The organism is Collinsella aerofaciens, from assembly GCF_015555045.1.
GTDB classification, from domain to species: domain Bacteria; phylum Actinomycetota; class Coriobacteriia; order Coriobacteriales; family Coriobacteriaceae; genus Collinsella; species Collinsella aerofaciens_W.
Genome location: NZ_JADNJQ010000006.1, coordinates 47,990 through 72,292, shown reverse-complemented (window position 1 = coordinate 72,292; position 24,303 = coordinate 47,990). Strand labels below are relative to the sequence as shown.

Sequence of the window (24,303 nt, the reverse complement as noted above, 5' to 3'; positions counted from 1 at the left end):
GAGACCCGTCCCGTCTTTATAGAGACAATAAGAAAGGAATCTGCATGTCTGAGTTTGCTGCCGGTCCTGCCGGTCGTATCGAACGTGTCCGTGCCCTGATGGTCGAGCGCGGCTACGACGCTATCGTGGTGCGCGACGAGGCAAATCTTCGTTGGCTCACGGGCGTGAAGGGCGTCTTCGACTACACCTTCGAGTTCCCGCACGCGGCGTTTATTACGGCTGACCAGTGCCTGTTCCATACCGACTCGCGCTATCTCAACAGCTTTGAGGAGAACACGCCCGCTGGCAGCCCCTGGGTCTACGACATGGACGAGGGCACCATCCCCGGCTGGGTCGCCGGCAAGATTGCGGCTAACAAGTGCCGTGTCTGTGCTGTCGAGGACGATATGCAGATTAACTTCTACCAGGGTATTCAGCGCGGCCTGGAGGATCGCTCCGTTGCCTGCATGCTGCCGCTGATGCACGACGACATTCGCAAGATGCGCGCCATCAAGGATGCCGAGGAGATCGAGCTCATGCGCCATGCGCAGTCGATCACCGATGCCGCCTTCCAGCACATGCTCGGCTTTATTAAGCCCGGTATGACCGAGAAGCAGGTTCGCAACGAGCTCGAGAACTTTATGTTCGCCAACGGCGCCGATAGCCTTGCCTTTGGCTCCATCGTGGCGAGCGGTCCCAACACCGCCAACCCGCATGCCGTGCCGAGCGACCGCGTGATCGAGAAGGGCGATTTCGTTCTTATGGATTACGGTGCGGGCTACTGCGATTACCGCTCCGACATGACACGCACCGTCGTGATGGGCGAGCCCACGCAGGAGCAGCTCGACCTGTACGCACTCGTGCGCCGTACGCACGAGGAATGCGTCGCCGCCATCCATCCGGGCGTCGAGGGCAACGACATCTTCAAGCTCTCCAAGAAGATCATCGGCGATGCCGGTTATGGCGATTACTACAACCATGGCCTGGGCCACGGCGTTGGTATCGACATCCACGAGCTGCCCAACTTCAACCGTAGCAAGAACATCATTGAGGTCGGCTCGGTTATTACCATGGAGCCCGGCGTCTACCTGCCCGGTGTGGGCGGCGTGCGCCTGGAGGACTACGGTGTCGTCACCGAGAACGGCTACGAGCCCTTCACCAAGACCCCGCACGACCTGCACGTCATCGATTGCTAGCCCATTTCGATAGATTTTTGGGGCGGGGCGTCCGGAGTAATTCGGGCGCCCCGCGTTCTCTTTTTATGCGCTCGCTGCAGGCGCCGTCTGCAAGTGTATAATTTCGGTCGTATGTAATTTGGACGCTTGTGCGTTCTGCCCATAACAAGAAAGGTCGCTATGCCTACCATTTCTACCGCCGACTTCAAGAACGGCCTCGGTCTCCGCATCAAGGACAAGGTCTACACCATCGTCGAGTTCCAGCATGTCAAGCCGGGCAAGGGCGGCGCGTTTGTGCGCTACAAGACCCGCGACATCAAGAGCGGCCGCGTTGTCGAGAACACCTGCAACGCCGGCACCAAGTTCGAGAGCGTCATGCTCACCACCCGTGAGTTCCAGTACCTCTACAACGATGGCACTGACTACATCTTCATGGACAACGAGTCCTATGAGCAGGTTCCCGTTCCCGAGGACATGGTGGGCGAGAACTCCAAGTGGCTGCGCGAGAACGACATCTGCCAGCTGCTCTTCGCCGACGATGAGCTCATGGGCGTGACCCCGCCGATGTTCATCGAGACCACCATCGTCCAGACCGACCCGGGCTTTAAGGGCGACACCGTCCAGGGTTCTACCAAGCCGGCCACGATCGACACCGGCGCTGTCATCCAGGTCCCCATGTACCTCAACGAGGGCGAGGTCATCAAGGTTGACACCCGCGACGGCAAGTTCGTCTCCCGCGTCTAGCAACCAACTCTTCTAGGAGGACTCATGCCCCAGGAAATCAAGATTGACGGCATCGGCATTTCGCCCGATGTTCTGACCGCCATCGTCTCGCGCGCCGTGTCGGATGTCGAGGGCATCGCCTCCGTTGGCGTCAAGGACCTTGCCACCAACCTTGTCTCCATGATGCTCTCGTCCAAGGCCCCGGCTTCTGAGCCGGCGGTCGAGGCCGAGGTCGTCGGCGACAAGCTCGCACTCACCGTGCGCGTCGTGGTGTTCTTTGGCTATCCGTTCAAGAAACTCGCCGAGGCCGTTCGCGCCGCCGTGGTCGCCGCCATCGATGCCCAGGTGGGCGTTGAGGTTGAGCGTGTTGACGTTTGCATCGACGGCCTCGTTTTCCCCAAGGAGTAACCTTTGAGCCTTAAGGTTTATCGCGGGCGTACGCTTGCCCGCAGTCAGGCGCTGCAGCTGCTGTTCCAGGCCGAGGCCACGGACAGTCCGCTCGAGCGCGTCCTCGAGGGCGATTTCCTGATCTCGAAGGGTCCCCTCGACCCCTATGCGCTGGAGCTTTGCCGCGGTGCCTACGAGCATATCGACCGCATCGACTGCGCTCTGCGCTCCGTTGCCAAGAACTGGGATCTTATGCGCATGCCCGGCGCCGACCGCAATCTGCTGCGTATCGCCGTTTACGAGATGCGTTTCCTCACCGACGAGGAGGTCTCGGACGCCATCGTGATCAACGAGGCTGTCGAGCTTGCCAAGGCCTATGGCACCGACCAGTCCGCGTCGTTCGTCAACGGCGTGCTGGGCAAGATCGCTCGCAGCGAGGAGCTGCCGGGTGAGGACCTGTACCAGGAGCTGCTGGCCGAAGATCGCGCCCGCGAGGAGGCCCAGGCTGCCGAGGCGGCCGCCAAGGTCGCTGCCGCTCAGGCTGCCGCCGGTGTACTTGCCGAGGATGCGGACGCTGCTGAGGCCGTCGAGGCCGACTCCGTCGAGGAGTAGCCATGCCAGAGGGTTCCGTCCGCAACTTCGATGAGATCTCGGATCGCCTGGACCAGATCATCGCTACCGTTCGCTCCAAGGATACGTCCTTGGAGCGTTCGCTCGATCTGTTTGACGAGGCGATTGAGCTGGGCTCCCGCGCGGTCGATATGGTCGACAAGTTTGAGTTGACGCCGCGTGAGGCCGATAAGCTCGAACAGGAATACGATGAGGATGCGGCAAACGAATCCCAGGATAGCTAGGCCGCATCTCTGGATACGAATGGTTGATGGCATTCATGAAACGCGTGCGTCTTGATGACGAACTGATTTCACAGGGCATCTGCGCCGATCGCGCGGATGCCCTTCGCACTCTTATGGCCGGCTTGGTCTCGAGTGGCGGCGAGCGCTTGACTTCGCCGGGTCTTAAGGTGATGCCGGGGCTGCCGCTGCACGTGAAGGGGCGTATTCCCTATGTTGGCCGCGGCGGTCTTAAGCTCGAAGGCGCGCTTGATGCGTTTGGCATCAATCCGACGGGCCTTGCCTGTTTGGATGTGGGCTGCTCTACCGGCGGTTTTACCGATTGCCTGCTCAAGCGCGGAGCTGCGACTGTTGTCTCTGTGGACGTGGGTCGCGCCCAGTTCGATTGGTCGTTGCGTCAGGACGATCGCGTGACGCTGCATGAGCGCACAAACGTGACGCAGCTGCCTGAGCTTGGCTATGCCGGCGCCATCGACCTGGCTGTGTGTGATGTCTCGTTTACCAGCATCGCGAACATTATCGATGCGGTACTGGCGTGCCTGGCGCCTACGGGTGCATTCTGCACGCTCGTAAAGCCGCAGTTTGAAGCTCCGGCGGCGCTGGTGGGCGAGGGCGGCATTGTGACCGATCCCGCCGTGCGCCGCGATACGCTCGTGGCGGCGGTTGAGCTCTTTGCTGCCAAGGGGCTGTTCCCGGTCGATGTGTGCGTGTCGCCCATTCATGGTGCCAAGGGCAACGTTGAGTTTTTCCTGTACGGCACGAGATTTGAATCTGGCGACCGCTCGCAAGACGTGCTGCAATCTCAGGTATCGGTTTTGAGCGAGAAAGCTGCAACGCTATGAAGGTCTTTCTGGTTCCCAATTACTACAAGCAAGAGGCGGTCGAGAGCGGCCTGATGCTCGAGCTTTGGCTGACGCGCCAGGGCTATGAGGTCGCATGGGCTGCCGACCAGCGATCGAAGATTCAGAGCACGCCTGATATTGACGGCTCCGATCTGGTCATTACGCTCGGCGGTGACGGTACGTTGCTGCGCGCTGCCCGCATCCTCAACCATCGCGAGATTCCTATCCTCGGTCTTTCCTATGGTCACCTGGGCTTTTTAACTGCTGCGAGCCCCGAGGAGCGCGACATTCTGCAGGTCGTGAGCGACGCCCTTTCCGGCGAGCTGCACGTGAGCCGTCGCGCCACCATCGCCGCGGATATCGTGTCCGTGCGCGAAGACGGTACGAAGGATGTCGTGCGCACCTTCGCCCTCAACGACATGGCGCTTACCCGCGGTCCGCTGTCCGATATGGTCGAGTTCGACATCACGGTGTCGGGCCACCATATCGACCGACTGCGTGGCGACGGCGTGGTCGTGTCCACGGCGACTGGTTCTACGGGGTACGCGCTCAGTGCCGGTGGCCCCATCGTGAGCCCCGACTATACGGGTATGGTCTGCGTACCTATTGCGCCGCACACCATTCAGGCCCGTGCCTTCTTGACTTCGCCGAGTGATGTCGTCGAAATCTTTATGTCTGATGACCGTCCGAGCGTTCCGGCGATCGCTATCGATGGACAATTTATTACTTGCGATGGCACCGTTGAGAGCGTGGCGGTGCGTCGCGGGCCCGGTGATGTGCTGCTGCTGGATTACGGCCCCGAGAGCTTCTATAACTCGGTGAGCCGCGTATTCTACGGAGTCCGTCATGATCGATGAGCTGCAGGTTTCTAACATTGCGCTCATTCGCGAGGCGACGCTGCTGCCGAGTGCCGGCCTGACTGTCCTGACCGGCGAGACCGGTGCCGGCAAGACCGCGCTGCTCTCGGCCCTCAAGCTTATTTTGGGTGAGCGCGCGGATTCGTCTATGGTGCGCGAGGGCGAGGCGCTGGCGAGCGTCGAGGCGCGCCTGTTTGACGGCCCGCACGACACGGAGGGCTTCATCGTGCAGCGCAGTCTTTCTGCCGAGGGCCGCAGCCGAGTGAAGATTGACGGACGCATCGCCAGTGTGCGCGAGCTTTCGGAGCGCGTTGGCGTGATGATGGATCTGTGCGGCCAACACGAGCACCAGCGCTTGCTCGATCCGGCGCATCATGTTGCGATGGTCGATGCCTGGGCAGGGCGCCCTGCACTCGAGGCGCTCGAGCACTACCGCGCCTGCTTTAAGGCTTCGCGCGCTGCCGCTAAGGAGGTTCGACGTGTCGAAGAGACCTCGCGTGCGCAGGGGAGCCGCGTCGAGGAAGCGCGCTTTGCGCTCGAGCGTATCGGCGAGGTCGACCCCAAACCGGGCGAGTATGAGGAACTCGAGGAACTGCTGCCGCGCTCCGAACATGCCGAGGTGCTGGTTGCCACAGCTAATGATGCCCATGCATCGCTTGCCTCTGAAGGGGGAGCGCTCGATGCCGTGAACAGCGCCGTGGCAGAACTTTCCCGTATGGCTTCCGTCGATCGCAAACTTGGCGACATTGCCGATTTGCTTTCGGATGCCTGTATCTCCCTTGAGGATTGCGCGAACGAACTTCGTGCCTATCGCGATGGCGTCGCCTTCGATCCGCGCGAGCTCGCTCGCATGCGTGAGCGGTATTCCGACCTCAAGGGCCTGCTGCGTCAGTGGGGTCCTACCATGGACGATGTTTTTGCCATGCGCGATCGCTCGCAAGAGCTGCTGTCCCTGGTCGATGATGGCGATGAACAGATCAGAAAGGCGCGTGAGGCACTCGGGAGCGCCGAGCACGAGTTGTTTGCCGCTGCCAAGGCACTTAAGCGCGCTCGCAATGTGGCGGCCCCGCGCTTCTGCCACGAGGTTTGCCGCCAGATGGCTCGCCTGGAGATGGGCGGCGCCGAGCTCGTCTGGGAGTCGCGTGATCTTCCCCGTGCTGAGTGGACGCCCGTTGGTCCTTCGAGCTACGAGCTGCTATACCGCAGCGGTGCCGGTTTGACTCCACGTCCCCTGCGCCGCATTGCGTCGGGCGGCGAGCTCAGCCGCGTCATGTTGGCAAGTAAGGTTGTCCTCGGTAACGCGGACGGTGTCGATACGCTGGTGTTTGACGAGGTCGATGCTGGTGTCGGCGGCTCCACGGCCCGCGCTCTTGCTGGTGTGCTGGCCGATCTTGCCGCCACGCATCAGGTCATCGTCGTAACACACCTGGCGCAGGTTGCGGTTATGGCCGACAAGCACTACGTGGTCAGTAAAGAGCCCGGCGACGTTCCCCAGACGCATCTGGATGAGGTGGCTGGGGATGCTCGCACTGCCGAGATTGCCCGCATGCTCAGCGGCGACCAATCGGAGGCAAGTCTTGCGCATGCCAAGCAGATGCTTGAAGAAGCTCGAGGTTAGGTCGTATCAGCGGTGTTGGTGGGACAAAATAGACTGAAATTTTTGTCCCACTACGCGTTTTACTCCACAACCTTATCCGGCTGGATGAGCTCTTCGTAGCAGCTGATATGCTCGCGGGCGTCTTCGATTTCGGGCAGCAGGAAGTTGTAGATGACCTCGATGATCATCGTGGCGCTCATCTTGGAGAACGCGAAGTCGCCCGTTGTCAGTAGTGCTTCGTGGTTGACGGTATTAAAGGTGTAGTCTGCCAGGCGCGCGAGCGGGGATTTGCTGTCGCTGCTGATGACGACTACGGTTGCGCCGCAGTCGCGAGCCGCTTTTGACATTCGATTCAGACGGCGCGACTTGCCGGAGTTTGAGATCAGCACGATAACGTCACCGGGGCGCAGCGTGAGCGCAAAACCAATCGAGGTCTCGCTGATGGTGCTTGCCATGCAACGAAGGCCCAGCTGCGAGAACTTGAACGTCGCGTCGAGCGCGACGGCGTTGGTGTTGCCTACGGCCGCAAACTCAATAACGCCGGCATTCTTAAGCGCGTGTACAACTGCGGCCAACGTGTCGTGATCAATGCCGTCGATGGTCGCATTAAGCTCACTCACCTTGGCGGCGAGGATATTTTTAAGGCTCTGCTCCATGTTGTCGAGCGAGACCTCGTCGGTCAGGCCCTCGTTGCGCTGACTCTCTAAGTCGCGCGCCAACGAAAACTGAAAGCTGCGGAAGCTGCCAAAGCCCAGCTTGCGGCAGAAACGCGAAACGGTCGCCTCGGACGTGGCGGCAGCGCGCGAGAGCTGAGCCGCCGTGAGGCGTGGCGCCTCGGACTGGTGCTCCAATATATAGTCGACAATGCGCTGCTCGGACTCGCTGTATCCCTGGTGGGTACTAATGAGGGAAAGTGCGCTTTTGCTACTATCGGTCATGGATGGCTCCTGGTTGGCATGAAAATCTAACTTGATTTGCAATGCCATAGTATACGGGCATTTTCAATTACAAGATACACCTTGCCGTTTCAAGTGTTGATGGTAAACTTTCACTTGCCGTTTACGGTTATGAAAGAACCTTTCACCGGAGAATTGCGCCTTGTCTCTTCTCACGCGGACGGTAGGTTGGTATCTTTCAGTTGTGGAAAAACGCGCATCGAAGCGCGTGTAGGGGAGCGCCCGCGGGCGCTGTACTCAAGAAGGAGGGACACATGGCTAAGTTTGACATCATCGCCGCGACCGGTTGCCCGACCGGCATTGCGCACACCTTCATGGCGAAGGAGGCGCTGGAGAAGGCAGCTGCCGAGCGCGGTCTGACCATTAAGGTCGAGACTCATGGCCAGGTCGGTGTCGAGAACGAGCTCACCAAGAGCGAGATCGCCGGTGCCAAGGCCGTCGTCGTCGCAGCCGATAAGGATGTCCAGGCTGAGCGTTTCGCCGGTAAGCCCATGGTTTCCGTTGGTGTTTCCAAGGCCCTGTCTGTCGAGGCTGCTGGTAAGCTGATCGACCGCGCGCTCGCCGCCAAGGGCGACGACACGGTTGCCGCTGCCGCCGATGTCGAGGACGAGGTCGAGGAGAAGGAGTCCATCGGCCACGTCATCTACAAGCACCTCATGAACGGCGTCAGCCACATGCTGGTCTTCGTCGTTGCCGGTGGTGTTCTGACCGCCATTTCGTTCCTGTGGGGCATCACGTCCTTTGATTCGACGGCTGCCGACTACAACAGCTTTGCTGCGATGCTCAAGATCATCGGCGGCATCGCCATGAACCTTATGGTTCCGGTGCTTTCCGCCTACATCGCCGAATCCATCGGCAAGCGCCCGGCGCTCGTCCCCGGTTTCGTTGCCGGTATGATTGCCATCCAGGGCCTGCCTGTTAACGCCGAGACCGGCATGATCGACGCCGGTGGCGCCGGCGTGGGCTTCGGCTTCCTGGGCGGCATCGTCGGCGGCTTCCTCGCCGGCTATGTCATCCTGCTGCTCGAGAAGGTTTTCTCTAAAATTCCCGCGAGCCTTAATGGCCTGAAGGCAATCTTTCTGTATCCGCTGTGCTCTACCGCCATCGTTGGCCTGGTCATGCTCGGTATTTCCGGCCCCATGGCTGCCATTAACCAGGGTATGATGGATTTCCTGCAGAGCCTCGGTAACTCCGGTCCGGTGATCCTTGGCCTGGCCATCGGCTGCATGTGCGCCTTTGATATGGGCGGCCCGGTCAACAAGGCTGCTTACGCTACTGGCACCTTCCTGCTCGGTACCGCTCTCGAAGCTGGCGTCGGCACCGAGACCTACAACTTCGGCACCAACTTCATGGCTGCCGTCTCCGCCGCTTGCATCGTTCCGCCGCTGATCACCACCTTCGCCGTCGTTGTCGGCAAGAAGTACTTCAGCCAGGAGGATCATGACGCCGGTATCGTCAACCTCATCCTTGGTTGCACCCACATCACCGAGGGCGCCATTCCGTTCATGACCAAGAACATCTGGCCCGTCATGCCCATCATGATGCTCGGTTCTTCCATCGCTTCCATCTTGACCATCTTCTTCAACGTTCACGATCCGGCGCCTCACGGCGGCTTCCTGGTCCTGCCCGTTGTCGAGAACGGTCCGCTGTGGGTCCTCGCGATCCTCATCGGCGCTGTGGTCGGTGGCATCCTGTTCGTGGCCTTCAAGAAGTACGACTTCGAGAAGAATCAGAAGGCCGCTCCTGTAGCCAGGTCCGTTGAGGCCCCCAAGGTCGCTGCCGTCGAGGCCCCCAAGGAAGAGGCTGCCGACTTCGTGAAGGTCGAGAATGTCTTTGTCGCCGAGGACTTCGCTTCTCGTGACGAGGCTCTGAGCTTCGTTTCCAACCAGGCTGTCAAGGCCGGTATCGCCAGCGACGCCGACGCCGTGATGAACGCCTTCCTGGCCCGCGAGGCCGAGGGCACCACGGGCATGATGGAGGGCTTCGCCATCCCGCATGCCAAGTCCGACGCCATTACCGAGGCTGCTGTCATCGTCGTCAAGGACGAGTCCGGTGTGACCGGTTGGGACACCATGGACGGCGCTCCCGTCAACGTGGCCATCGCGCTGCTCATCCCGGGTGCCCAGGCCGGCACCACGCACCTTAAGATCCTGTCCAAGGTCGCCGAGGCGCTCATGGACGAGGACTTCCGTGCCACCGTCAAGGGTTCCACCGACGCCGCCAAGATCGCCAAGACGATCAACGCCCGCCTGGTCTAATCCCGCAACACGCGAATACCATCGCCCCCTGTATATAAGGCGGAGTCCCTATCCAGGGCCTCCGCCTTTTTCTACCCCTCCCATAAGTTGCGGTGAAATAGGGACTGTTTAAACGATTCAACCCCAAATTCAGTCCCTATTTCACCGCAACTTACAAAAGGGCATAGAGGGGGCTACCTATCGAGTCTTTGTCGCGAACAGATCATCAGCCAGATTTCCGTTTGCACGATATTGCTCTGGACCGACCGAGTTTCCGCAGCTTGCTCGCCCACAGGGGCCCGTGCGCGGCCTGTGAGATTTATCGCGAGTTCCGCACGAGCCGAAGAGCACTTAATGTGCTCTTCGTGCGAGCAGGACTGTAGAGCAGGAAATCTCACAGGCCGCGCACGGGCCCCTGTGGGCGAGCAAGCGGACGACAAACACATCTGTCCAATAATTCGTCTGAAACATAATGAAAAACCGTTTGATGTGAGTTAATATAAACAACGTCGTGAATCTGACTCCTGCCACATGCATGACAGGGGTTAAACACAAAAAGGAGTCAATTATGGTTTCTGAGAAGGCTACCCTCGTTAATCCTCAGGGTCTGCACATGCGTCCGGCTGGTCTGTTCGCCTCCACCATGGGCAAGTACGCCTGTGACGTGACGGTCGTCACCCCCGAGAAGGAGGTCAACGGCAAGTCCCCGATGGCCCTCATGGCTGCTGGTATCCCCTGCGGCACCGAGGTCGAGGTAAAGTGCGACGGCGCTGACGAGGCCGAGGCTCTGGCTGCCGCCATCGAGCTCATCAAGAGCGGTCTTGGCGAGTAGAACTCAAACGGGTCGCATGTTGAACAACTAAGTTCATATTTGGGGGCGCAGTGACCTGTTGTAAGGTAACTGCGCTCTTTTGTCATGGATATGGCAAAACGCTTTATCACATGACACGGAGAGAGGAATGGGAATGTATCAGGGAGTCAACGCTTCCGAGGGCATCGGTATCGGCACCGTCATGGTCGCCGTCGATCCCGACTTGACGTTTGAGCCGCACGAGGTTGCTGATTCGGCAGCAGAGAAGGAGCGCTATCAGTCCGCTCTTTCGGTCTTCTGCGAGAAGACCCAGGCTCAGGCCGACCACATGAAGGAGACGGTGGGCGAGGCCGAGGCCGAGATCATGAGCGGACATATTGTCCTGGCTCAGGATCCGGGTATGACCGACGCCATCAACGCCGCCATTGACGGTGGTACCTGCGCCGAGCAGGCGCTTATGGACACCTCGACCATGTTCGAGAACATGTTCCTGTCCATGGACGACGAGATGTTCCGTCTGCGCGCGGCCGACATCGCCGACATCCGCACCGGTATTCTGGCCGAGCTGCTGGGCAAGGAGGTTGTCGACCTCTCCGTCCTGCCCGAGAACACTGTCGTTGTCGTGCACGACCTCACGCCGTCCATGACCGCCACGATCGATAAGGCCCACGTTGCCGGTATCGTCACCGAGACCGGTGGCCGCACGTCGCACTCCGCGATCATTGCGCGCGCCCTCGAGATCCCGGCTGTCCTTTCGGTCTCCAACAGCTGCACCGCACTGCGCAACGGCATGACCGTTGTCGTCGACGGCGGCAAGGGTATCGTCGAGGCCGATCCCGACGAGGAGACGCTCGCTGCCTACACCGCCAAGGCCGAGGCCTTCGCTGCCGAGAAGGCAGCCCTCGAGGCCTTCCGTGGCAAGCCGTCCGTGACTGCTGATGGCATCAAGAAGATCATCGCCTGCAACATCGGTAACCCCGATGACGTGCCCAACGCGCTCGATCACGACGCCGAGGCTATCGGTCTGTTCCGCTCCGAGTTCCTGTTCATGGACTCTGCTGAGCTTCCTTCCGAGGAGGAGCAGTTCAACGCCTACCGTAAGGTCGCCAGCGCGCTCAAGGGTGCTCCGGTCATCATCCGCACGCTCGATGTGGGTGGCGACAAGGAGATTCCGTATCTGCACATGGTCAAGGAAGATAACCCCTTCATGGGCTTCCGCGCCGTGCGTTACTGCCTGGCCAATCCCGACCAGTACAAGGTCCAGCTCCGCGCTCTGCTGCGCGCTAGCGCCTTCGGTGACGTCAAGATCATGATCCCGCTCGTCACCTGCGTCGAGGAGGTCTTGGCTGTCAAGGAGCTCGTCGAGCAGTGCAAGGCCGAGCTGACCGAAGAGGGTCGCAAGTTCAACGAGAACATCGAGGTCGGCATCATGGTCGAGACGCCCGCCGCTTCGCTGCTCGCAGACCGTCTTGCCGAGGTCGCCGACTTCTTCTCCATCGGCACCAACGACCTGATCGGTTACACCATGTGCGCCGACCGTGGTAACGACACCATCTCCAACCTGTACCAGGTTTACTATCCCGCCGTGCTCCGCTCGCTCAAGAACATCATCGAGAGCGGCGTGAAGGCCGGCATCATGGTCGGTATGTGCGGCGAAGCCGCTGCCGATCCGCTGCTCGAGCCGCTGCTGATCAGCTGGGGCCTGGAGGAGTTCTCGATGAGCGCTCCTTCTATCCTGCGCGCCCGCAAGACCATCAGCCAGTGGACCAAGGCCGAGTGCGACGAGCTCGCCGAGAAGGCGCTCGCCTGCAACACCGCAGCCGAGGTCAAGGCACTGCTCGAGTCCGCAGCTCGCTAATTTGGTATCAGAGGTAACCGCGTGGTTGGAATGGGCCGGCCACGCGGCCCTCACATATACAGGGGGTACTGTAAATGTTCTACACGCTAACCGCTAACCCGGCTGTCGACATGACGGTTTCGAGCTCTCCGCTCGAGCCCGACGAGAACGTCCGCACCGGCTCGGCCAGCTACACGGCTAACGGCAAGGGCCTTGACGTGTCCTTCGCCTTTAAGAAGATGGGCGTTGACACCGTCGCACTCGGCTTCTTTGCTGGCTTCACGGGCAAGTTCATCGTTGAGGAGGTCATGAACCTGGGTTGCCTCTGCCGCCCGGTCTGGACCGACGGTATCACGCGCATTAACACCTACGTCAACGATGGCCAGCACGAGTACGGTATCCTGAACCCGGGTGCTCCGATCACGCCGCAGCACCAGGAGGAGCTCTACAACATCCTGGACACCGCGGGCGATCTTGAGTGCCTGATCGTCTCCGGCTCCGTGCCTCCCAAAGCTACGCCCGACTTCCTGGCTCAGGTCATGGAGCACGCTCAGGCTCGTGGCGCCGACGTCGTCCTGGACCTGTCCTCCGACAAGCTCAAGGAGCTCGCTCACAAGAAGCCGCTGCTCATCAAGCCGAACCATCACGAGATGAAGGCCATCTTCGGCGTGCCGGTCGACACCGACGACGAGGTTCGCGTTGCCATGAAGATGGCTCACGACGCTGGCGTTCAGAACGTGCTGCTCACCCGTGGTAGCCGCGGCGACGCTTACTTCTCCAACGGCGAGGACATCTGGTACGCCAAGCGTGAGTTCAACATCAAGCTGGTTTCTTCCGTCTGCGCCGGCGATTGCACCCTCGCTGCGTTCCTGCACAAGTGGTACAGGGATCGCGACAACGTCGAGGAGGCCATGAAGCTCGCTATGGCCACCGGCGCTAACGTTGCCGAGTCCGTCGGCATTGGCGACTTTGGTCACGTCGACGAGTACAGCAAGCGCGTTGCTGTCCGCAAGCTCGATCGTCAGTAATCGAAACGCGACATATTCGTGCACATGCGGCGCCCCGGTTTCGGCCGGGGCGCCTTTTTGTTCCGCCAGGGGGGGGTGTCCTGCTGTACTTCATCGCTTCCACACCGTTCACCGAGTTGTCCTAGCCTTTTGTCGATGCGTGGAATATACTTTCATTAACACGTTGCTTCGTGAAAGGAACATTCATGATTTACACGCTCACTGCAAATCCCGCCATTGACTACAACATTGCCTGCGACGGTCTTTCCGCCAACACAGTCACGCGTACCCGCAACGCGGTCTATACGCCCAATGGCAAGGGCCTCAACGTCTCGTTTACGCTTGACCACTATGGTGTCGACACCACGATCCTGGGTTTCTTCGCCGGCTTCTCGGGTGAGTTTATCGTTAAGGGCGCCGAGGCCCTGGGCGTGCCCGTCAAGCCCGTGTGGACCGACGGTATTACGCGCGTCAACGTGTTCCTCAATGCCGGCCCCGACACCGAGTACAACATGGTCAACGCCGGTGCCGCCATTAACGAGGCCAACGAGCAGGAGATGTTTGAGCTCATCGATTCGCTCGATGACATGACCTGCTTGGTCATCAGCGGCTCGCTACCTCCCAACACTTCCGAGGGCTTCCTGGCCGAGGTCCTGCGCCGCGTCAAGGCCAAGGGGGCCGAGTTCGTCCTCGACATCTCGAGCCATCAGCTGGCAGACCTCATTGCCATGGAGCCGCTGCTGATCAAGCCCAATGACGATGAGCTGCTCGACATCTTTGGCATTAAGGTGAGCGGTGGCGACGACGAGTCCGTCAAGGGCGCGATGGCCGAGCTGCACGCCAAGGGCGCCAAGAACGTGCTGCTGACCCTCGGTGGCGCCGGTGCGTACTTCTCCAACGGCGAGCATATCTGGTTTGCCAACCGCACCTTCGACGTCAAGCTGCTGTCGACCGTCTGCGCCGGCGATTCCTCGCTGGCCGCCTTCCTGTCCGTGTGGCACGACGCCCCCGAGCGAGTCGAGGATGCCTTGCGTCTTTCGATGGCCACCGGCGCCAACGTGGTCGAGTGCCCCGGTCTGGGCGATTTTGCCAAGGTGGACGAATATAAGAAGCACATCGAGGTTCGCCAGGTCTGCTAACCTCATCGTTACATCGTTGCCGAACACCCGCTTTGGATCTCCGAGGCGGGTGTTTTTTGCTCGCTGAACGTATGTGGCGTCTACTGTCTCGTTTTATCGAATCGACGACGCGATTGCGTGTGCGCGCTTTCTCGTTTCTTGTTAGACTTCTTGAGAACTATCGATTAACGCTCACAAGTGCAGGAGGCCATAGGCATGTGCAATGTTTCGCTCAACGGTACTCAACCGTCCGATGCGTCCCTGCGCGTCCTGCGCGCGCTTGAGGCGGCTGGTCTTGAGGCTTGGTACGTGGGCGGTTGGGTGCGCGACGCCCTGATGGGTTGCCCCAGCCACGATGTTGATATGTGCTGTAGCGGCCTGTGGCAGGAGTCCAAGGCGGCGCTCGAGGCCGCTGGTATCGCGGTCGTGGAGTCGGGCATTAAATTTGGCGGAATCACGGCTATTTCCGATGGCGAGCGTATCGAGGTCACCACGTACCGTCTGGATGGCTTTTACACCGATGGTCGCCATCCCCAGAGTGTGGAACGTGCCGCCTCGCTTGAGGACGATCTGGCGCGCCGCGACTTTACCGTCAACGCTATGGCCTGGCATCCCGAGCGCGGGCTTGTCGACCGCTACGACGGCCAGGGTGACTTGGAGCGCAAGCTGATTCGCGCTGTCGGCGATCCCAAGCGTCGCTTTAACGAGGACGCCCTGCGCATGTTGCGTGCGGTGCGCTTTGCCTGCCGCCTGGACTTTATGATTGAGCCCGAGACTAAGCGCGCGCTTGCCGAGTGCGCGCCGCTGCTCGACGCCGTGGCGCGCGAGCGTGTGGGTATTGAGCTTGAGGGCATTCTTTCGACCGGTCATGGGGGAGACGCGATGCTGCGCTACCCCGAGCTCATCTGTGCCTCTGTGCCTGAGCTGGCAGCGGGTCGCGGCTTTGATCAGCGAAGTGTCTATCATGCGTTTAACGTTTACGAGCATATCGCCCGTGTGCTGACGGTGGCAGGGGAGCTTGCGCTGTGCGACGGCGTCGCGCCCTCGTCGAGCCTTATGTGGGCGGCGTTTTTGCACGATGTGTCCAAGCCCGAGTGTTTCACGGTCGATCACGCCGGCAGCGGACACTTCTACGGTCATCCCGAGCTCGGCGCCAAGAAAGCGCGCGTCATTATGGATCGCCTGGCGCTCTCGCACGACCTGGTGCGCGACGTGTGCCTGCTCATCAAATATCACGACAAGCCGCTGCGCCCCGAGCGCTCCTGCCTGCTCAATATGATGCGCGCGCTTTCGGGTGAGGGCGTCGACACGGCCCGCCTGATTGACGAGCTCATGGACCTTAAGCGTGCCGACACACTTGGCAAGGCCCCGTCGTGCTTCTATTATGTTGAGACGATTGAGGAGATGCGCGCGCTGGCGCACGAGCTGCTGAAGGCAGGGGAGCCCTATACGCTCAAGATGCTCGCCATCAACGGCGGCGACCTGATCCGTGCCGGAGTCAAGCCCGGGCCGGAACTGGGTCAGCTTCTCAACTCCGCCCTCGACGCCGTGATCGAAGACGATATTCCCAACGAGCGCGAAGCTCTTTTGGTTCATCTCAACTTGAATTAGCTACCAAGTTTACCTGCGTATTCCATAACCTGCCGACAATTTTTCGGCAATTTGGAATTTCTTCTTGCGCTGACGTTTTTTGTCCCGTAATATATTTCCTCGCAGCACGGCAGTGCAGATGTCATGTGGCCCGTTCGTCTAGCGGTTTAGGATGCCGCCCTCTCAAGGCGGAGATCACCAGTTCGAATCTGGTACGGGCTACCACTTCTTTTCTGCTGAGGCTTATGGCCCGTTCGTCTAGCGGTTTAGGACGCCGCCCTCTCAAGGCGGAGATCACCAGTTCGAATCTGGTACGGGCTACCACGCATCTGATACCCGGACTTCCTATGGAAGGCCGGGTTTTCTATTTTCAAACAACCGTCTGCAATTCCCGTTTGAACCAGAGCTTTGCGTTCTGCCTATGGCCCTTACGGGTACAATATCCAAGATATTTTGACTGTTAGAAGGAGTCTCATGACGGAGTCCTCTCAGCATACGTCTAAGCCCCAGGTCGAGGTTGAGGCCTCGGGCGGAGATGACAATAAGAGCGCACGCCGCGGCGCCATCTTTATCGGCGTCGTGCTGGTGGGTTATATCGTCTATCTGGTGGTAACCGGGCAGATGGGGCAGTTCTGGGCCGCTATGTCGAGCGTCCAGGCGTCATGGCTCGTTGTCGCGTGTCTTTGCATGTTCATGTACCTGTTCTTTGGCATTGTGGCCTATGCGATCGCCGTCTGGCTCGATCCCAATTCGCCCGTCGGCATCCGCGACCTGATCTCGGTCGAGGCGAGTGGCATCTTCTTTGGCAACCTGACGCCCATGATGATGGGCTCCACCCCGGCTCAGATCTATCGCCTGACCAAGGCCGGCCAAAACGTGGGCGAGGCCGGCGCCACGCAATTCACGCGTTTTATCGTGTACCAGTTTGGCCTGGTCGCCTGGGGCGCTATCCTGCTGCTCGCCCGTATGCCGTTTTTTGCCGAACGCTACGGCGACATGACGCTGCTGTGCGTCTTTAGCTTTGGTGGACACTGCTGCATCTTGCTTGGCATCTTCGCCGTCGCGCTCATGCCTAAGACCGTCACGCGCGTCGCCCATTGCATCATCAATTGGCTCGAGCGCATTGGTGTCTCGGCCACTAAGATCGAGAGTTGGCGCACGTTTGTCGATGGCGAGATCTACTCCTTCTCCGAGAAGTTCAAGCTTTCGGCCGGACATTTTTCTTCCATGCTGCTCACCGTGTTTATCACCATGCTGCAGCTCGCGTTTTTCTATCTGGTTCCGTATTTCCTGATGCTTGCCTTTGGCCACCACGAGGTCGACTTTTTCTCGGTCATGGCCGCGAGCGCCTTTGTCCAGCTGTTAAGCTCTGCGGTTCCCTTGCCCGGTGGAACTGGTGGCGCTGAGGGCGGCTTTGCATTGTTCTTGGGTCATTTCTTTGGGTCGGCTTCGACCGCCGGCTATCTGCTGTGGCGTCTCATTACGTTTATTGCGCCTACCATTTTGGCTGCGCCCCTGCTGGGACTTAAGAGCGCCCACAACGAGAGCATCCATGCACGCTGGGATCGCGTGATGCGCAAGCTCGGCCGCACGCCTCAGACGCCCTCTGCGCCCACTAAGCCGCACCCCATGAATGCTGTTACCGTTGATCCCAAGAAGCACGCTCAGAAGGCTTCTGGGACCGCTAAGCCTGCTCATAAAGCCTATGTGCGCCAGACAGGCGATGGTATTCGCGTATCTCCGTCGGCACTCAATAAGAAGAAGCACCCTAAGTCGCAGTAGGGCAGTCGTGCGTTCTTCATGATGCGGGGCATATTTGTGCCGTATGGGGGATAATCCTCTTACGTAGATTATCTCTCATCTGTTGATGAATGCTCGCATATCGAAGGGACACGCCCATGGCAACCAGCAAACCGCGTCTTGATCGTCGCATCGTTCGCAGCCGTAATGCCATCCTTTCGGCTTTCGAGCGCCTGCTCATGGAAAAGCCGCTGGCAGACATTACGGTGAGTGCCATCGCGCGCGAGGCCAATGTCGACCGCAAGACCTTTTACGTACACTTTGGTACGGTTGACGGCCTGCTCGATGCCATTGCCGTCGATGTAGTGGAGATGATTGTCGATTCGGTCGAGAAGACGCTTTCCTCCATGGACGGCGACACCAACGAGTGCGCCCTGAGCGCGGCGGCGACCTTCTTTAAAACCGTTAACGAGGCACTGTGCAACAACTTGGTGCTCAATCGTCAGCTGATCGAGAATATTCCGCTCGATGATTTCATGGCTCGTCTTCGTGCGCCGCTCGAGCACGAGATTGCCGAGCGAGATCTGCTGCCCCAAGGTCTCAAGGACGAAATGTTCGACTACTATCTGGCGTTTTTGCTGTCGGGTATTATCGGTATCTATCGCACGTGGGCGCTGTCTGACGGCTCGGTTCCTATCGAGCGCGTCTCTGAGGTCGCCAACGATCTGACTCTCAATGGTCTGTCGAGTCTGGAATCTCGCTTGGATTAGGCCTAGTTGGGCTCGTCGGCGTGGAAATTCCTGTTCCTGAGGTTCTCCGGCGCCTTGGAGACCTTGCCGGCGTAGGAGCTGTAGCCTGAGGATCCTTAAAAGAAAGTCCAGTTTATCCTTCCCACTCCAATTTTGGAATCCTCCGATGCGCCTTCGCACGCTCGCATGACCTCGATACCATGCGAGCGTGCGAACTCGACGAGCTCTGCGTTGCGGGCGTTTATGGTGCCGAAGGCGGCGGGGCACACGATAAGACGCGCGCAGTGGACGAGGAGCTCTTTGGCGCGGGCTATGGTTTTATCCCCGATCGGCTCGAAGGCGCGCTCGGCCACGCATTCCGTCGCCAGGTCGCGCGCAAGCTCGCAGTCGATGTCCCCTTCGTGCAGAACGCCCGCGTAGAACGCCTTGCCCTGCCGGATTAGCTGGCGAAACACAGCTGACCCCGTACCTGCGCCGGCGATGACGAACGTGTGCGCATCGCCGTGTGGGCGCCCAATTTCCACGCTGCCGAAGCGCTCGTTGAAGGTGCCATGTTTAAGGCCGTAGAGCTCGCCAATCGTCTCGCGCGTGAATATGTCCTCGGGTGCGCCGGCGCGGAAGACCCGGCCGTCCTTCACGCAAATCACCTTGTCGGCGCTTTTCTGCGCGAGCTCGAGTTCGTGGATGGACATGATGACAGCAACATTCCGCGATTTCGCAAGGTGGCGAAGTATTCGCAGCAGGTCGATCTGGTAGCGGATATCGAGATACGACGTGGGCTCGTCGAGCACGAGCACACGCGGATCCTGCGCGATGGCGCGTGCGAGCATGACGCGCTGGCGTTGCCCGTCGCTTATCTGCATGAAGTCGCGCTCGGCGAACTCTTCCACATGTGCGGTTTTCATGGCCTCGTCGACCCGACTATGGTCGTCGGGCGAGAGTGTGCCCATTCGCCCGGTGTAGGGATGCCTTCCCGCCTCTACGATATCGCGGCAGGTGAGGAGCTCGGTCCGGGGTCGATCTGTCAGCATAACGGCAAGGTTCCTTGCGAACTCCGCCGTCTTCCATCGGGAAATCTCCCGCCCGTCGAGCTCGACCGCGCCGGCAAGCGGTGCCAGATGGCGTGTGATGGTTTTCAAGATGGTCGACTTGCCCGAGCCGTTCGGCCCGATGAGCGCCACGACGTCGCCCGCGCGAACCTCTAGCTCGACGCCTTCGACTACGACCTTCTTGTCGTAGCCCGCCGACAGGTCGCTTATGCGGAAAAGCGGCGCTCCGTCAGCCTTCGTTGCGACCGGGGTTTCGAGGTTCGACTCCGCTCGGAGGAGGCGTTTCGCGCGCAGTTCCGCGCGAGTCGAAAGTGCCTTCTGGCGCTTTCGTGCGAGCTTAGGACTGTTTAAGCATGGAATGTCCCCTCCGAGCGTTTTGGGCTGCGGCACGAATTTCCCCATCTACCTCACCCGCTTCTTCAACATGAGTGCGATAACCACCGGCGCGCCGAAGATGGCGGTGACGGCGCTGATGGAAAGCTCGACGGGGGAAAACAGCGTGCGCGCGATCAAATCGCAGCCCGCGCAGAAGATGGCGCCTCCCAAGAAGCACGCAGGAATCACTCGGATGGGCTTCGACGACTTCAGCGCCGACTTAACGAGATGCGGAACCGCGATGCCTACGAACGACACCGGACCAGCGAACGCGGTCACGCAGGCGGAGAGCATGCTCGCTAGAAGGACGAGCACCACGCGGAAGCGTGCGACGTTCACGCCGACGCTTTTCGCGTAGGCTTCTCCCAGCTGGAAGGCGGAAAGGGGCTTCGATATCGCGAATACGCATGCGCTCACGGTGATCACCACGACCGTGATGACCGCGACGTCGTCCCAGCCCGAACCCGAGAAGCTACCCAAAGACCAGTTGTGCAGGTTCACGATGGACTGGTCGTCGGCGAAGGCGATGAGGAAGTTCGTCGCCGCCGAGCAGATGTATCCCACCATGACGCCCGCCACGATAAGCATGGCCATGGAACTTATGCGCCGTGCGATGAGGAGCACGAAGCCGATGGTGATAAGCGATCCCAGAAACGCTGCGGCCACCATGGCCGGCGAGGACATGGCCTGGTTCGCGCCCAGAAGCACGATCATCGTAAGCGCGACGACGAACTTTGCGCCCGAGGAGACGCCCAAGATGAACGGGTCGGCGATGGGGTTGTTGAAAAACGTCTGCAGCAGGAACCCGGAGAGCGAAAGTGCCCCGCCGAGAAGCACGGCTGAAAGCACGCGCGGCAGGCGAATCTCCCAGATGACTTGGCTTTCCATGGAATTGGCCGCGCCGCCCGAAAGGATGCCGGGGATGTGGTCTGCGGGCACGAGCACGCTCCCGATGCACAGGTTGGCCCCGACGAGCACGATGAGGACAACAGCGAGCAGCGCCGTCACGACGCGACACCGCGCGGCGCGCCCCGATTCGTCGTATGTCATGGAAAGCCGGCTTCTCATGACGCTAGCCAAGCTTCCTCAGATAATGGAAGTCGCTCGCGTCATCGCCGGTGAACGCCCCGTGCAGCTCGTCGATAATGTCGGCGGTAGAAGTCATCTGCTGGTACATGTCGGCGCTTGTGACCCAGACGTTGCCGTTCTTTACAGCTTTGAACTGCGACAATAGCGCGTTTTTGCCTACGAAGTCTTTCAAGGTGGCAACCGATTCGTCGATGGTGCCGTTGTAGACGATGATGTCGGCATCCTTCGCCGTCGCGTAGAAGCGCTCCATTTCGAGCGTTACTGACGAACCTGACGTCGACGCCGTCTGCGCGTCATCGAGCGCGTAGCTGCCGCCTGCAAGCTCGATCATCTGCGCCACGTAGTCGCCCGCCCGCCGCGTGACGGCGGCCCCGTTCGAGTTAATGTAGAAATACGCCACGGTTTTACCTGACGACGCGAGCCTCGACGTTTGCTCGACGCGGGCCTTCTGCTCGTTGAACAGGTGCGCGGCCTCGTCTTCCTTGTCGAACAGGACGCCGAAAAGCTTAATCCACTCGACGCGCCCGAGTGCTTCGGGCTCGCTCGACGACTGTTCGGTGAGCACGACGAGCCCGAGCTTCTGCAGCTTTTCCTTCACATCGGGCGTGTGGTTGATCATGGTGTTCTCGATGGCGAGCGTGCAGCCCGAGGCCGATATTCGCTCGTAGTCGGGCGCGCTGTACTTGCCGCCGTAGGCGATCGCCCCACTTTCGAGCGCGCTTTTGAAGCCCCCGACCGAGCAATCGTCGGCCTTCGTGCCCGACATGAGGATATTGTCGTTCGCATCGAGCGCGTCGACCAGGCACATCGTCGCCGACGACACGAGGTACACCTTGTCGGCGGGGCGCCTTATGACCGCGATGTCGGAGCTCAACCCATCAGGTACCTTTGCATTTTGCGGCACCACGAGGAAGCGCTCCCCGTTCGAAATGCAGATAAGCCGCAGGCCGCCTTCGTACTCGTCGACAGTGAAGTGCTTGGCGTATTCAAGCTGAAGCGCCCCCGTCGGCTCCCAGCCGCAGCCCAAATCGGCGTTGTGGAAGTCGGCCGCGGCGCTTGAAGCCGTTCCCGCAGGGGAGTCGCCGCTTGCATCGTCGCCCGTTTTCTTCTTCATGGTGGATGAGTCGAAGTAGAGCGTGTAGTCGATGGTGTGCGGCGTCGACATGGCGACGGTCTCGGCCGACACGGCGATGTCCTCGTCGAGCGTGACGGGTATCTCGAACGTGGAGTTGCCGCCGTCGTTTACGGGCGCGTAGTCTACGCCGTCGACGGTCATCTTGTCGTAGTTCGAACTCGACCAGGTGATGGTCGCGGTGTAGGTGTCGCCATCCTTCACAATTGTGGTGGGTGAGGCGATGCTTGCGCGCCCTGACCCGCCGGAGAGCGAGACGCTCACAGTGTATTCCTGAGAGCCTGCCGTGCCACCGGTCGCGTTCGGGCTCGCACTGCACCCCGCGAAGGGAAGCGCGAGCAGGGCGACGAGAACGCAGGCGATCGCGCGCACCGCGATGCTGCGACGCTTCCTGCTTTCCCCCTTGGGAAGAATCGACCGCATGGCGTTACTTCAGTGCGTCGGCGCGCAGATCGACGCCGGCGGATTCGAACACGAGCGTGCGGTCATACCACTGCTCTTTTCTAATACTCCACGCGGCGCAGGCGGTGTCCTCGTCGAGCGCTTCAACGGGCACGTCGTAGGTGTACTTGCCTTCCGCGTTTTCCACATAGGGGATGAAGTCGGCCTCGCTCGCGGCGGCAGCCTCGTCGCCCGTGCCCATGAAGAGCTTGCCGTAGCCCGTGCCGGAAAGCGTCATCACGCAGTGCATGGAGCCGTTTTCCACGATGAGCTGGGCGTCCACAATCCTGAACATGTTCGAGCTGGAATCTACGGTGATCGGATAGGTGCCGTCGGCCACCTTGTCGGCGGTGATGGGGGCAGCGCTTGCGCCCTCGGGCGCATCGGCCGCCTGTTCGGTCTTTTCCTGGGAATCGGCATCGCTTGCCTTTGCGCTGTCGATTGAATTTCCGCCGCAGCCGGCGAGCGAGAACGCGAAAAGCGCCGCTGACAGGGCGAAGGCGAGGGTTTTCTTCAACATGGAGGGGGTTCCTTTCAATCGCTTCGACCGCCCGCGCCGTGCGGTGGGCTGACGGGATGCGAATGCAACGGGCATGCGCCGTCAGTCGGGGAAGGCGCATGCCCGTTGCACGGGGACGCGACCGGCGCCCCCGTGCGCGGTGAGTTTACAGCTTGGCGATGGCGTCGTCCACGTGTGAGACGTAGATGTCGTCGACCGCGGCGTTCTGTCCCAGACCCTGGAGCAGGCACGTCACTTCGAAGCCGGCGGCCACGAACTTCGCAGCCCAGCTGTCGGGGTCGGTCTCGTCTGCCATGTCGTTGTTCGCGTGGTCGCCCGCGACCACCATGAACGGCGCGAGCACGGCCTTCTTGTACCCTGCGGCGCTCGCGGCGGCGATAACATCCTCGCAGGTCGGTTCAGCCTCGACGGTGCCGACGAAGAACTGCGTCAAGCCCTCGTTCTTGAACACTTCCTGCATCTTGGCATAGTCGGTGTTGGAATCGGCTTCGGTGCCGTGGCCCATGAGGCACAGCGCCGTCTTGCCGTCGTCGAAGGACGCCATGTTCTCCTTAATGGCGGCGGCCACCTTCTTGTAGTCGTCGTCGGAGGTGAGCAGCGGGTCGCCGAGCGAGATCTTGTCGAACTTGTCGGCGTACTTGTCGAGCTCGTCTTTCACGTCGGCGTATTCCAGGCCAGCCATGAGATGCGTCGGCTGCACGACGATTTCCTTCACGCCGTCTTCCACGCAGCGGTCGAGCGCCTCGGTCATGTTGTCGATCGTGATGCCGTCGCGCTTCTTCAGCTTGTCGATGATGATCTGCGCGGTGAAGGCGCGGCGGATGTCGTAGTCCTGCCAGTACTTCTCGCGGATAGCGTCTTCGATGGCGCCGATGGTGATGTGGCGCGAGTCGTTGTAGCTCGTGCCGAAGCTCGTGACGAGGATGACCGGCTTCACGGCCTTCTCCTTTTCGCTCGATTTCTCGGAACTCGCGGAGGTGCTGGAGCAGCCCGCGAGCGCGACTCCGGCGAGCGCGAAGGCTCCGGTTGCTGCGGCGCCCATGAAGCCGCGGCGTGACATCTGGTCGGACATGGTTTTTCCTTTCCTCGGTTTGCCGGTCCCCCGGCGACAGTTGCTTGTCGGCACAAGCGAAAGAAAAGCGCACCCCTCGGGGTTCACAAGGAGCTAACGCCACGGCGATGCCGTGAGGAAAAGGCGAAGCAGTCTGGCTTGGGGCGCGAGGCGGTTCGCCCGTGCGTCC

The 24,303-nt window shown here is 60.4% G+C and carries 22 protein-coding genes and 2 tRNA genes; 18 read left to right on the top strand and 6 right to left on the bottom strand.

Going from position 1 to position 24,303, the window contains the following annotated elements:
* The first annotated feature begins 44 nt into the window (after positions 1 to 44).
* The 8 genes from I2E45_RS03620 to I2E45_RS03585 all read left to right on the top strand — a co-directional run bounded on the left by I2E45_RS03620 (position 45) and on the right by I2E45_RS03585 (position 6,432).
* Positions 45 to 1,175, top strand: coding sequence for a M24 family metallopeptidase (locus tag I2E45_RS03620; RefSeq protein WP_055309495.1), 1,131 nt, complete (start codon positions 45 to 47; stop codon positions 1,173 to 1,175).
* A 159-nt stretch (positions 1,176 to 1,334) separates the two neighbouring features.
* A complete protein-coding gene (gene efp / locus I2E45_RS03615; RefSeq protein WP_006233983.1) occupies positions 1,335 to 1,898 on the top strand; it encodes an elongation factor P in 564 nt (187 codons plus the stop codon).
* Positions 1,899 to 1,922: 24 nt separating this feature from the next.
* Positions 1,923 to 2,285: an Asp23/Gls24 family envelope stress response protein gene (locus tag I2E45_RS03610; protein ID WP_006233982.1), complete on the top strand. Its 363-nt coding sequence runs from the start codon at positions 1,923 to 1,925 to the stop codon at positions 2,283 to 2,285.
* 3 nt (positions 2,286 to 2,288) lie between these two features.
* Entirely contained in the window at positions 2,289 to 2,876 is a 588-nt protein-coding gene (gene nusB / locus I2E45_RS03605; RefSeq protein WP_195444340.1) for a transcription antitermination factor NusB, read from the top strand.
* 2 nt (positions 2,877 to 2,878) lie between these two features.
* Complete coding sequence (locus I2E45_RS03600; protein WP_006233978.1) at positions 2,879 to 3,118, top strand: exodeoxyribonuclease VII small subunit; 240 nt, start codon at positions 2,879 to 2,881, stop codon at positions 3,116 to 3,118.
* A gap of 35 nt (positions 3,119 to 3,153) precedes the next feature.
* Positions 3,154 to 3,957, top strand: a complete 804-nt coding sequence (locus I2E45_RS03595; RefSeq protein WP_195444370.1) for a TlyA family RNA methyltransferase — start codon at positions 3,154 to 3,156, stop codon at positions 3,955 to 3,957.
* The gene (locus I2E45_RS03590) at positions 3,954 to 4,814 is read left to right on the top strand and encodes an NAD(+)/NADH kinase (RefSeq protein WP_035138200.1); all 861 of its coding nucleotides are present in this window, start codon (positions 3,954 to 3,956) and stop codon (positions 4,812 to 4,814) included. The genes I2E45_RS03595 and I2E45_RS03590 overlap by 4 nt, the downstream gene beginning before the upstream one ends.
* Complete coding sequence (locus I2E45_RS03585; protein WP_195444338.1) at positions 4,804 to 6,432, top strand: DNA repair protein RecN; 1,629 nt, start codon at positions 4,804 to 4,806, stop codon at positions 6,430 to 6,432. Before I2E45_RS03590 ends, I2E45_RS03585 begins: the two co-directional genes overlap by 11 nt.
* A gap of 59 nt (positions 6,433 to 6,491) precedes the next feature.
* Here the strand turns inward: I2E45_RS03585 and I2E45_RS03580 are convergent, their stop codons facing one another.
* The gene (locus I2E45_RS03580) at positions 6,492 to 7,349 is read right to left on the bottom strand and encodes a MurR/RpiR family transcriptional regulator (protein WP_229058809.1); all 858 of its coding nucleotides are present in this window, start codon (positions 7,347 to 7,349) and stop codon (positions 6,492 to 6,494) included.
* 272 nt (positions 7,350 to 7,621) lie between these two features.
* Between I2E45_RS03580 and I2E45_RS03575 the strand changes: the two genes are divergently transcribed.
* From I2E45_RS03575 to I2E45_RS03530, 10 genes are all read left to right on the top strand, one after another.
* On the top strand, positions 7,622 to 9,625 hold the full coding sequence (locus I2E45_RS03575) for a fructose-specific PTS transporter subunit EIIC (RefSeq protein WP_195444333.1): 2,004 nt from the start codon (positions 7,622 to 7,624) through the stop codon (positions 9,623 to 9,625).
* A 547-nt stretch (positions 9,626 to 10,172) separates the two neighbouring features.
* Positions 10,173 to 10,436 carry an HPr family phosphocarrier protein gene (locus I2E45_RS03570; RefSeq protein ID WP_022094575.1) on the top strand — a complete coding sequence of 88 codons (264 nt, stop codon included), beginning with the start codon at positions 10,173 to 10,175 and terminating at the stop codon, positions 10,434 to 10,436.
* A gap of 133 nt (positions 10,437 to 10,569) precedes the next feature.
* Positions 10,570 to 12,273, top strand: a complete 1,704-nt coding sequence (gene ptsP, locus I2E45_RS03565) for a phosphoenolpyruvate--protein phosphotransferase (RefSeq protein WP_035138206.1) — start codon at positions 10,570 to 10,572, stop codon at positions 12,271 to 12,273.
* A 74-nt stretch (positions 12,274 to 12,347) separates the two neighbouring features.
* On the top strand, positions 12,348 to 13,280 hold the full coding sequence (locus I2E45_RS03560; RefSeq protein WP_006233969.1) for a 1-phosphofructokinase family hexose kinase: 933 nt from the start codon (positions 12,348 to 12,350) through the stop codon (positions 13,278 to 13,280).
* A 185-nt stretch (positions 13,281 to 13,465) separates the two neighbouring features.
* On the top strand, positions 13,466 to 14,398 hold the full coding sequence (locus tag I2E45_RS03555; protein WP_195240317.1) for a 1-phosphofructokinase family hexose kinase: 933 nt from the start codon (positions 13,466 to 13,468) through the stop codon (positions 14,396 to 14,398).
* A gap of 195 nt (positions 14,399 to 14,593) precedes the next feature.
* Positions 14,594 to 15,988 carry a CCA tRNA nucleotidyltransferase gene (locus I2E45_RS03550; protein ID WP_195444331.1) on the top strand — a complete coding sequence of 465 codons (1,395 nt, stop codon included), beginning with the start codon at positions 14,594 to 14,596 and terminating at the stop codon, positions 15,986 to 15,988.
* A 127-nt stretch (positions 15,989 to 16,115) separates the two neighbouring features.
* Positions 16,116 to 16,192: transfer RNA gene (locus I2E45_RS03545), tRNA-Glu, on the top strand.
* Positions 16,193 to 16,214: 22 nt separating this feature from the next.
* Positions 16,215 to 16,291, top strand: a tRNA-Glu gene (locus tag I2E45_RS03540).
* A 150-nt stretch (positions 16,292 to 16,441) separates the two neighbouring features.
* The gene (locus tag I2E45_RS03535; protein ID WP_195444328.1) at positions 16,442 to 17,749 is read left to right on the top strand and encodes a lysylphosphatidylglycerol synthase transmembrane domain-containing protein; all 1,308 of its coding nucleotides are present in this window, start codon (positions 16,442 to 16,444) and stop codon (positions 17,747 to 17,749) included.
* Positions 17,750 to 17,865: 116 nt separating this feature from the next.
* On the top strand, positions 17,866 to 18,477 hold the full coding sequence (locus tag I2E45_RS03530; protein WP_195444326.1) for a TetR/AcrR family transcriptional regulator: 612 nt from the start codon (positions 17,866 to 17,868) through the stop codon (positions 18,475 to 18,477).
* 95 nt (positions 18,478 to 18,572) lie between these two features.
* Here I2E45_RS03530 and I2E45_RS03525 read toward each other — a convergent pair whose 3' ends face one another.
* The 5 genes from I2E45_RS03525 to I2E45_RS03505 all read right to left on the bottom strand — a co-directional run bounded on the left by I2E45_RS03525 (position 18,573) and on the right by I2E45_RS03505 (position 24,134).
* Positions 18,573 to 19,907 (bottom strand): ABC transporter ATP-binding protein, encoded by a 1,335-nt coding sequence (locus I2E45_RS03525; protein WP_195444324.1) that lies wholly within the window; start codon positions 19,905 to 19,907, stop codon positions 18,573 to 18,575.
* Positions 19,908 to 20,930: a FecCD family ABC transporter permease gene (locus I2E45_RS03520; RefSeq protein ID WP_195444322.1), complete on the bottom strand. Its 1,023-nt coding sequence runs from the start codon at positions 20,928 to 20,930 to the stop codon at positions 19,908 to 19,910.
* Between the two features lie 22 nt (positions 20,931 to 20,952).
* A complete protein-coding gene (locus I2E45_RS03515; RefSeq protein WP_195444320.1) occupies positions 20,953 to 22,524 on the bottom strand; it encodes an ABC transporter substrate-binding protein in 1,572 nt (523 codons plus the stop codon).
* Between the two features lie 4 nt (positions 22,525 to 22,528).
* A complete protein-coding gene (locus I2E45_RS03510; protein WP_035138217.1) occupies positions 22,529 to 23,062 on the bottom strand; it encodes a hypothetical protein in 534 nt (177 codons plus the stop codon).
* Positions 23,063 to 23,207: 145 nt separating this feature from the next.
* Complete coding sequence (locus tag I2E45_RS03505) at positions 23,208 to 24,134, bottom strand: sirohydrochlorin cobaltochelatase (RefSeq protein WP_195444318.1); 927 nt, start codon at positions 24,132 to 24,134, stop codon at positions 23,208 to 23,210.
* Positions 24,135 to 24,303: the final 169 nt, after the last annotated feature.

Coding starts and splice junctions, on each gene's coding strand:
- I2E45_RS03620 (WP_055309495.1), top strand. CDS start 45: ATGTCTGAGTTTGCTGCCGGTCCTGCCGGTCGTATCGAACGTGTCCGT.
- I2E45_RS03535 (WP_195444328.1), top strand. CDS start 16,442: ATGACGGAGTCCTCTCAGCATACGTCTAAGCCCCAGGTCGAGGTTGAG.
- I2E45_RS03590 (WP_035138200.1), top strand. CDS start 3,954: ATGAAGGTCTTTCTGGTTCCCAATTACTACAAGCAAGAGGCGGTCGAG.
- I2E45_RS03550 (WP_195444331.1), top strand. CDS start 14,594: ATGTGCAATGTTTCGCTCAACGGTACTCAACCGTCCGATGCGTCCCTG.
- I2E45_RS03610 (WP_006233982.1), top strand. CDS start 1,923: ATGCCCCAGGAAATCAAGATTGACGGCATCGGCATTTCGCCCGATGTT.
- I2E45_RS03595 (WP_195444370.1), top strand. CDS start 3,154: ATGAAACGCGTGCGTCTTGATGACGAACTGATTTCACAGGGCATCTGC.
- efp (WP_006233983.1), top strand. CDS start 1,335: ATGCCTACCATTTCTACCGCCGACTTCAAGAACGGCCTCGGTCTCCGC.
- I2E45_RS03520 (WP_195444322.1), bottom strand. CDS start 20,930: ATGACATACGACGAATCGGGGCGCGCCGCGCGGTGTCGCGTCGTGACG.
- I2E45_RS03575 (WP_195444333.1), top strand. CDS start 7,622: ATGGCTAAGTTTGACATCATCGCCGCGACCGGTTGCCCGACCGGCATT.
- I2E45_RS03600 (WP_006233978.1), top strand. CDS start 2,879: ATGCCAGAGGGTTCCGTCCGCAACTTCGATGAGATCTCGGATCGCCTG.
- I2E45_RS03525 (WP_195444324.1), bottom strand. CDS start 19,907: ATGGGGAAATTCGTGCCGCAGCCCAAAACGCTCGGAGGGGACATTCCA.
- I2E45_RS03510 (WP_035138217.1), bottom strand. CDS start 23,062: ATGTTGAAGAAAACCCTCGCCTTCGCCCTGTCAGCGGCGCTTTTCGCG.
- ptsP (WP_035138206.1), top strand. CDS start 10,570: ATGTATCAGGGAGTCAACGCTTCCGAGGGCATCGGTATCGGCACCGTC.
- I2E45_RS03515 (WP_195444320.1), bottom strand. CDS start 22,524: ATGCGGTCGATTCTTCCCAAGGGGGAAAGCAGGAAGCGTCGCAGCATC.
- I2E45_RS03555 (WP_195240317.1), top strand. CDS start 13,466: ATGATTTACACGCTCACTGCAAATCCCGCCATTGACTACAACATTGCC.
- I2E45_RS03580 (WP_229058809.1), bottom strand. CDS start 7,349: ATGACCGATAGTAGCAAAAGCGCACTTTCCCTCATTAGTACCCACCAG.
- I2E45_RS03530 (WP_195444326.1), top strand. CDS start 17,866: ATGGCAACCAGCAAACCGCGTCTTGATCGTCGCATCGTTCGCAGCCGT.
- I2E45_RS03505 (WP_195444318.1), bottom strand. CDS start 24,134: ATGTCCGACCAGATGTCACGCCGCGGCTTCATGGGCGCCGCAGCAACC.
- I2E45_RS03570 (WP_022094575.1), top strand. CDS start 10,173: ATGGTTTCTGAGAAGGCTACCCTCGTTAATCCTCAGGGTCTGCACATG.
- I2E45_RS03560 (WP_006233969.1), top strand. CDS start 12,348: ATGTTCTACACGCTAACCGCTAACCCGGCTGTCGACATGACGGTTTCG.
- I2E45_RS03585 (WP_195444338.1), top strand. CDS start 4,804: ATGATCGATGAGCTGCAGGTTTCTAACATTGCGCTCATTCGCGAGGCG.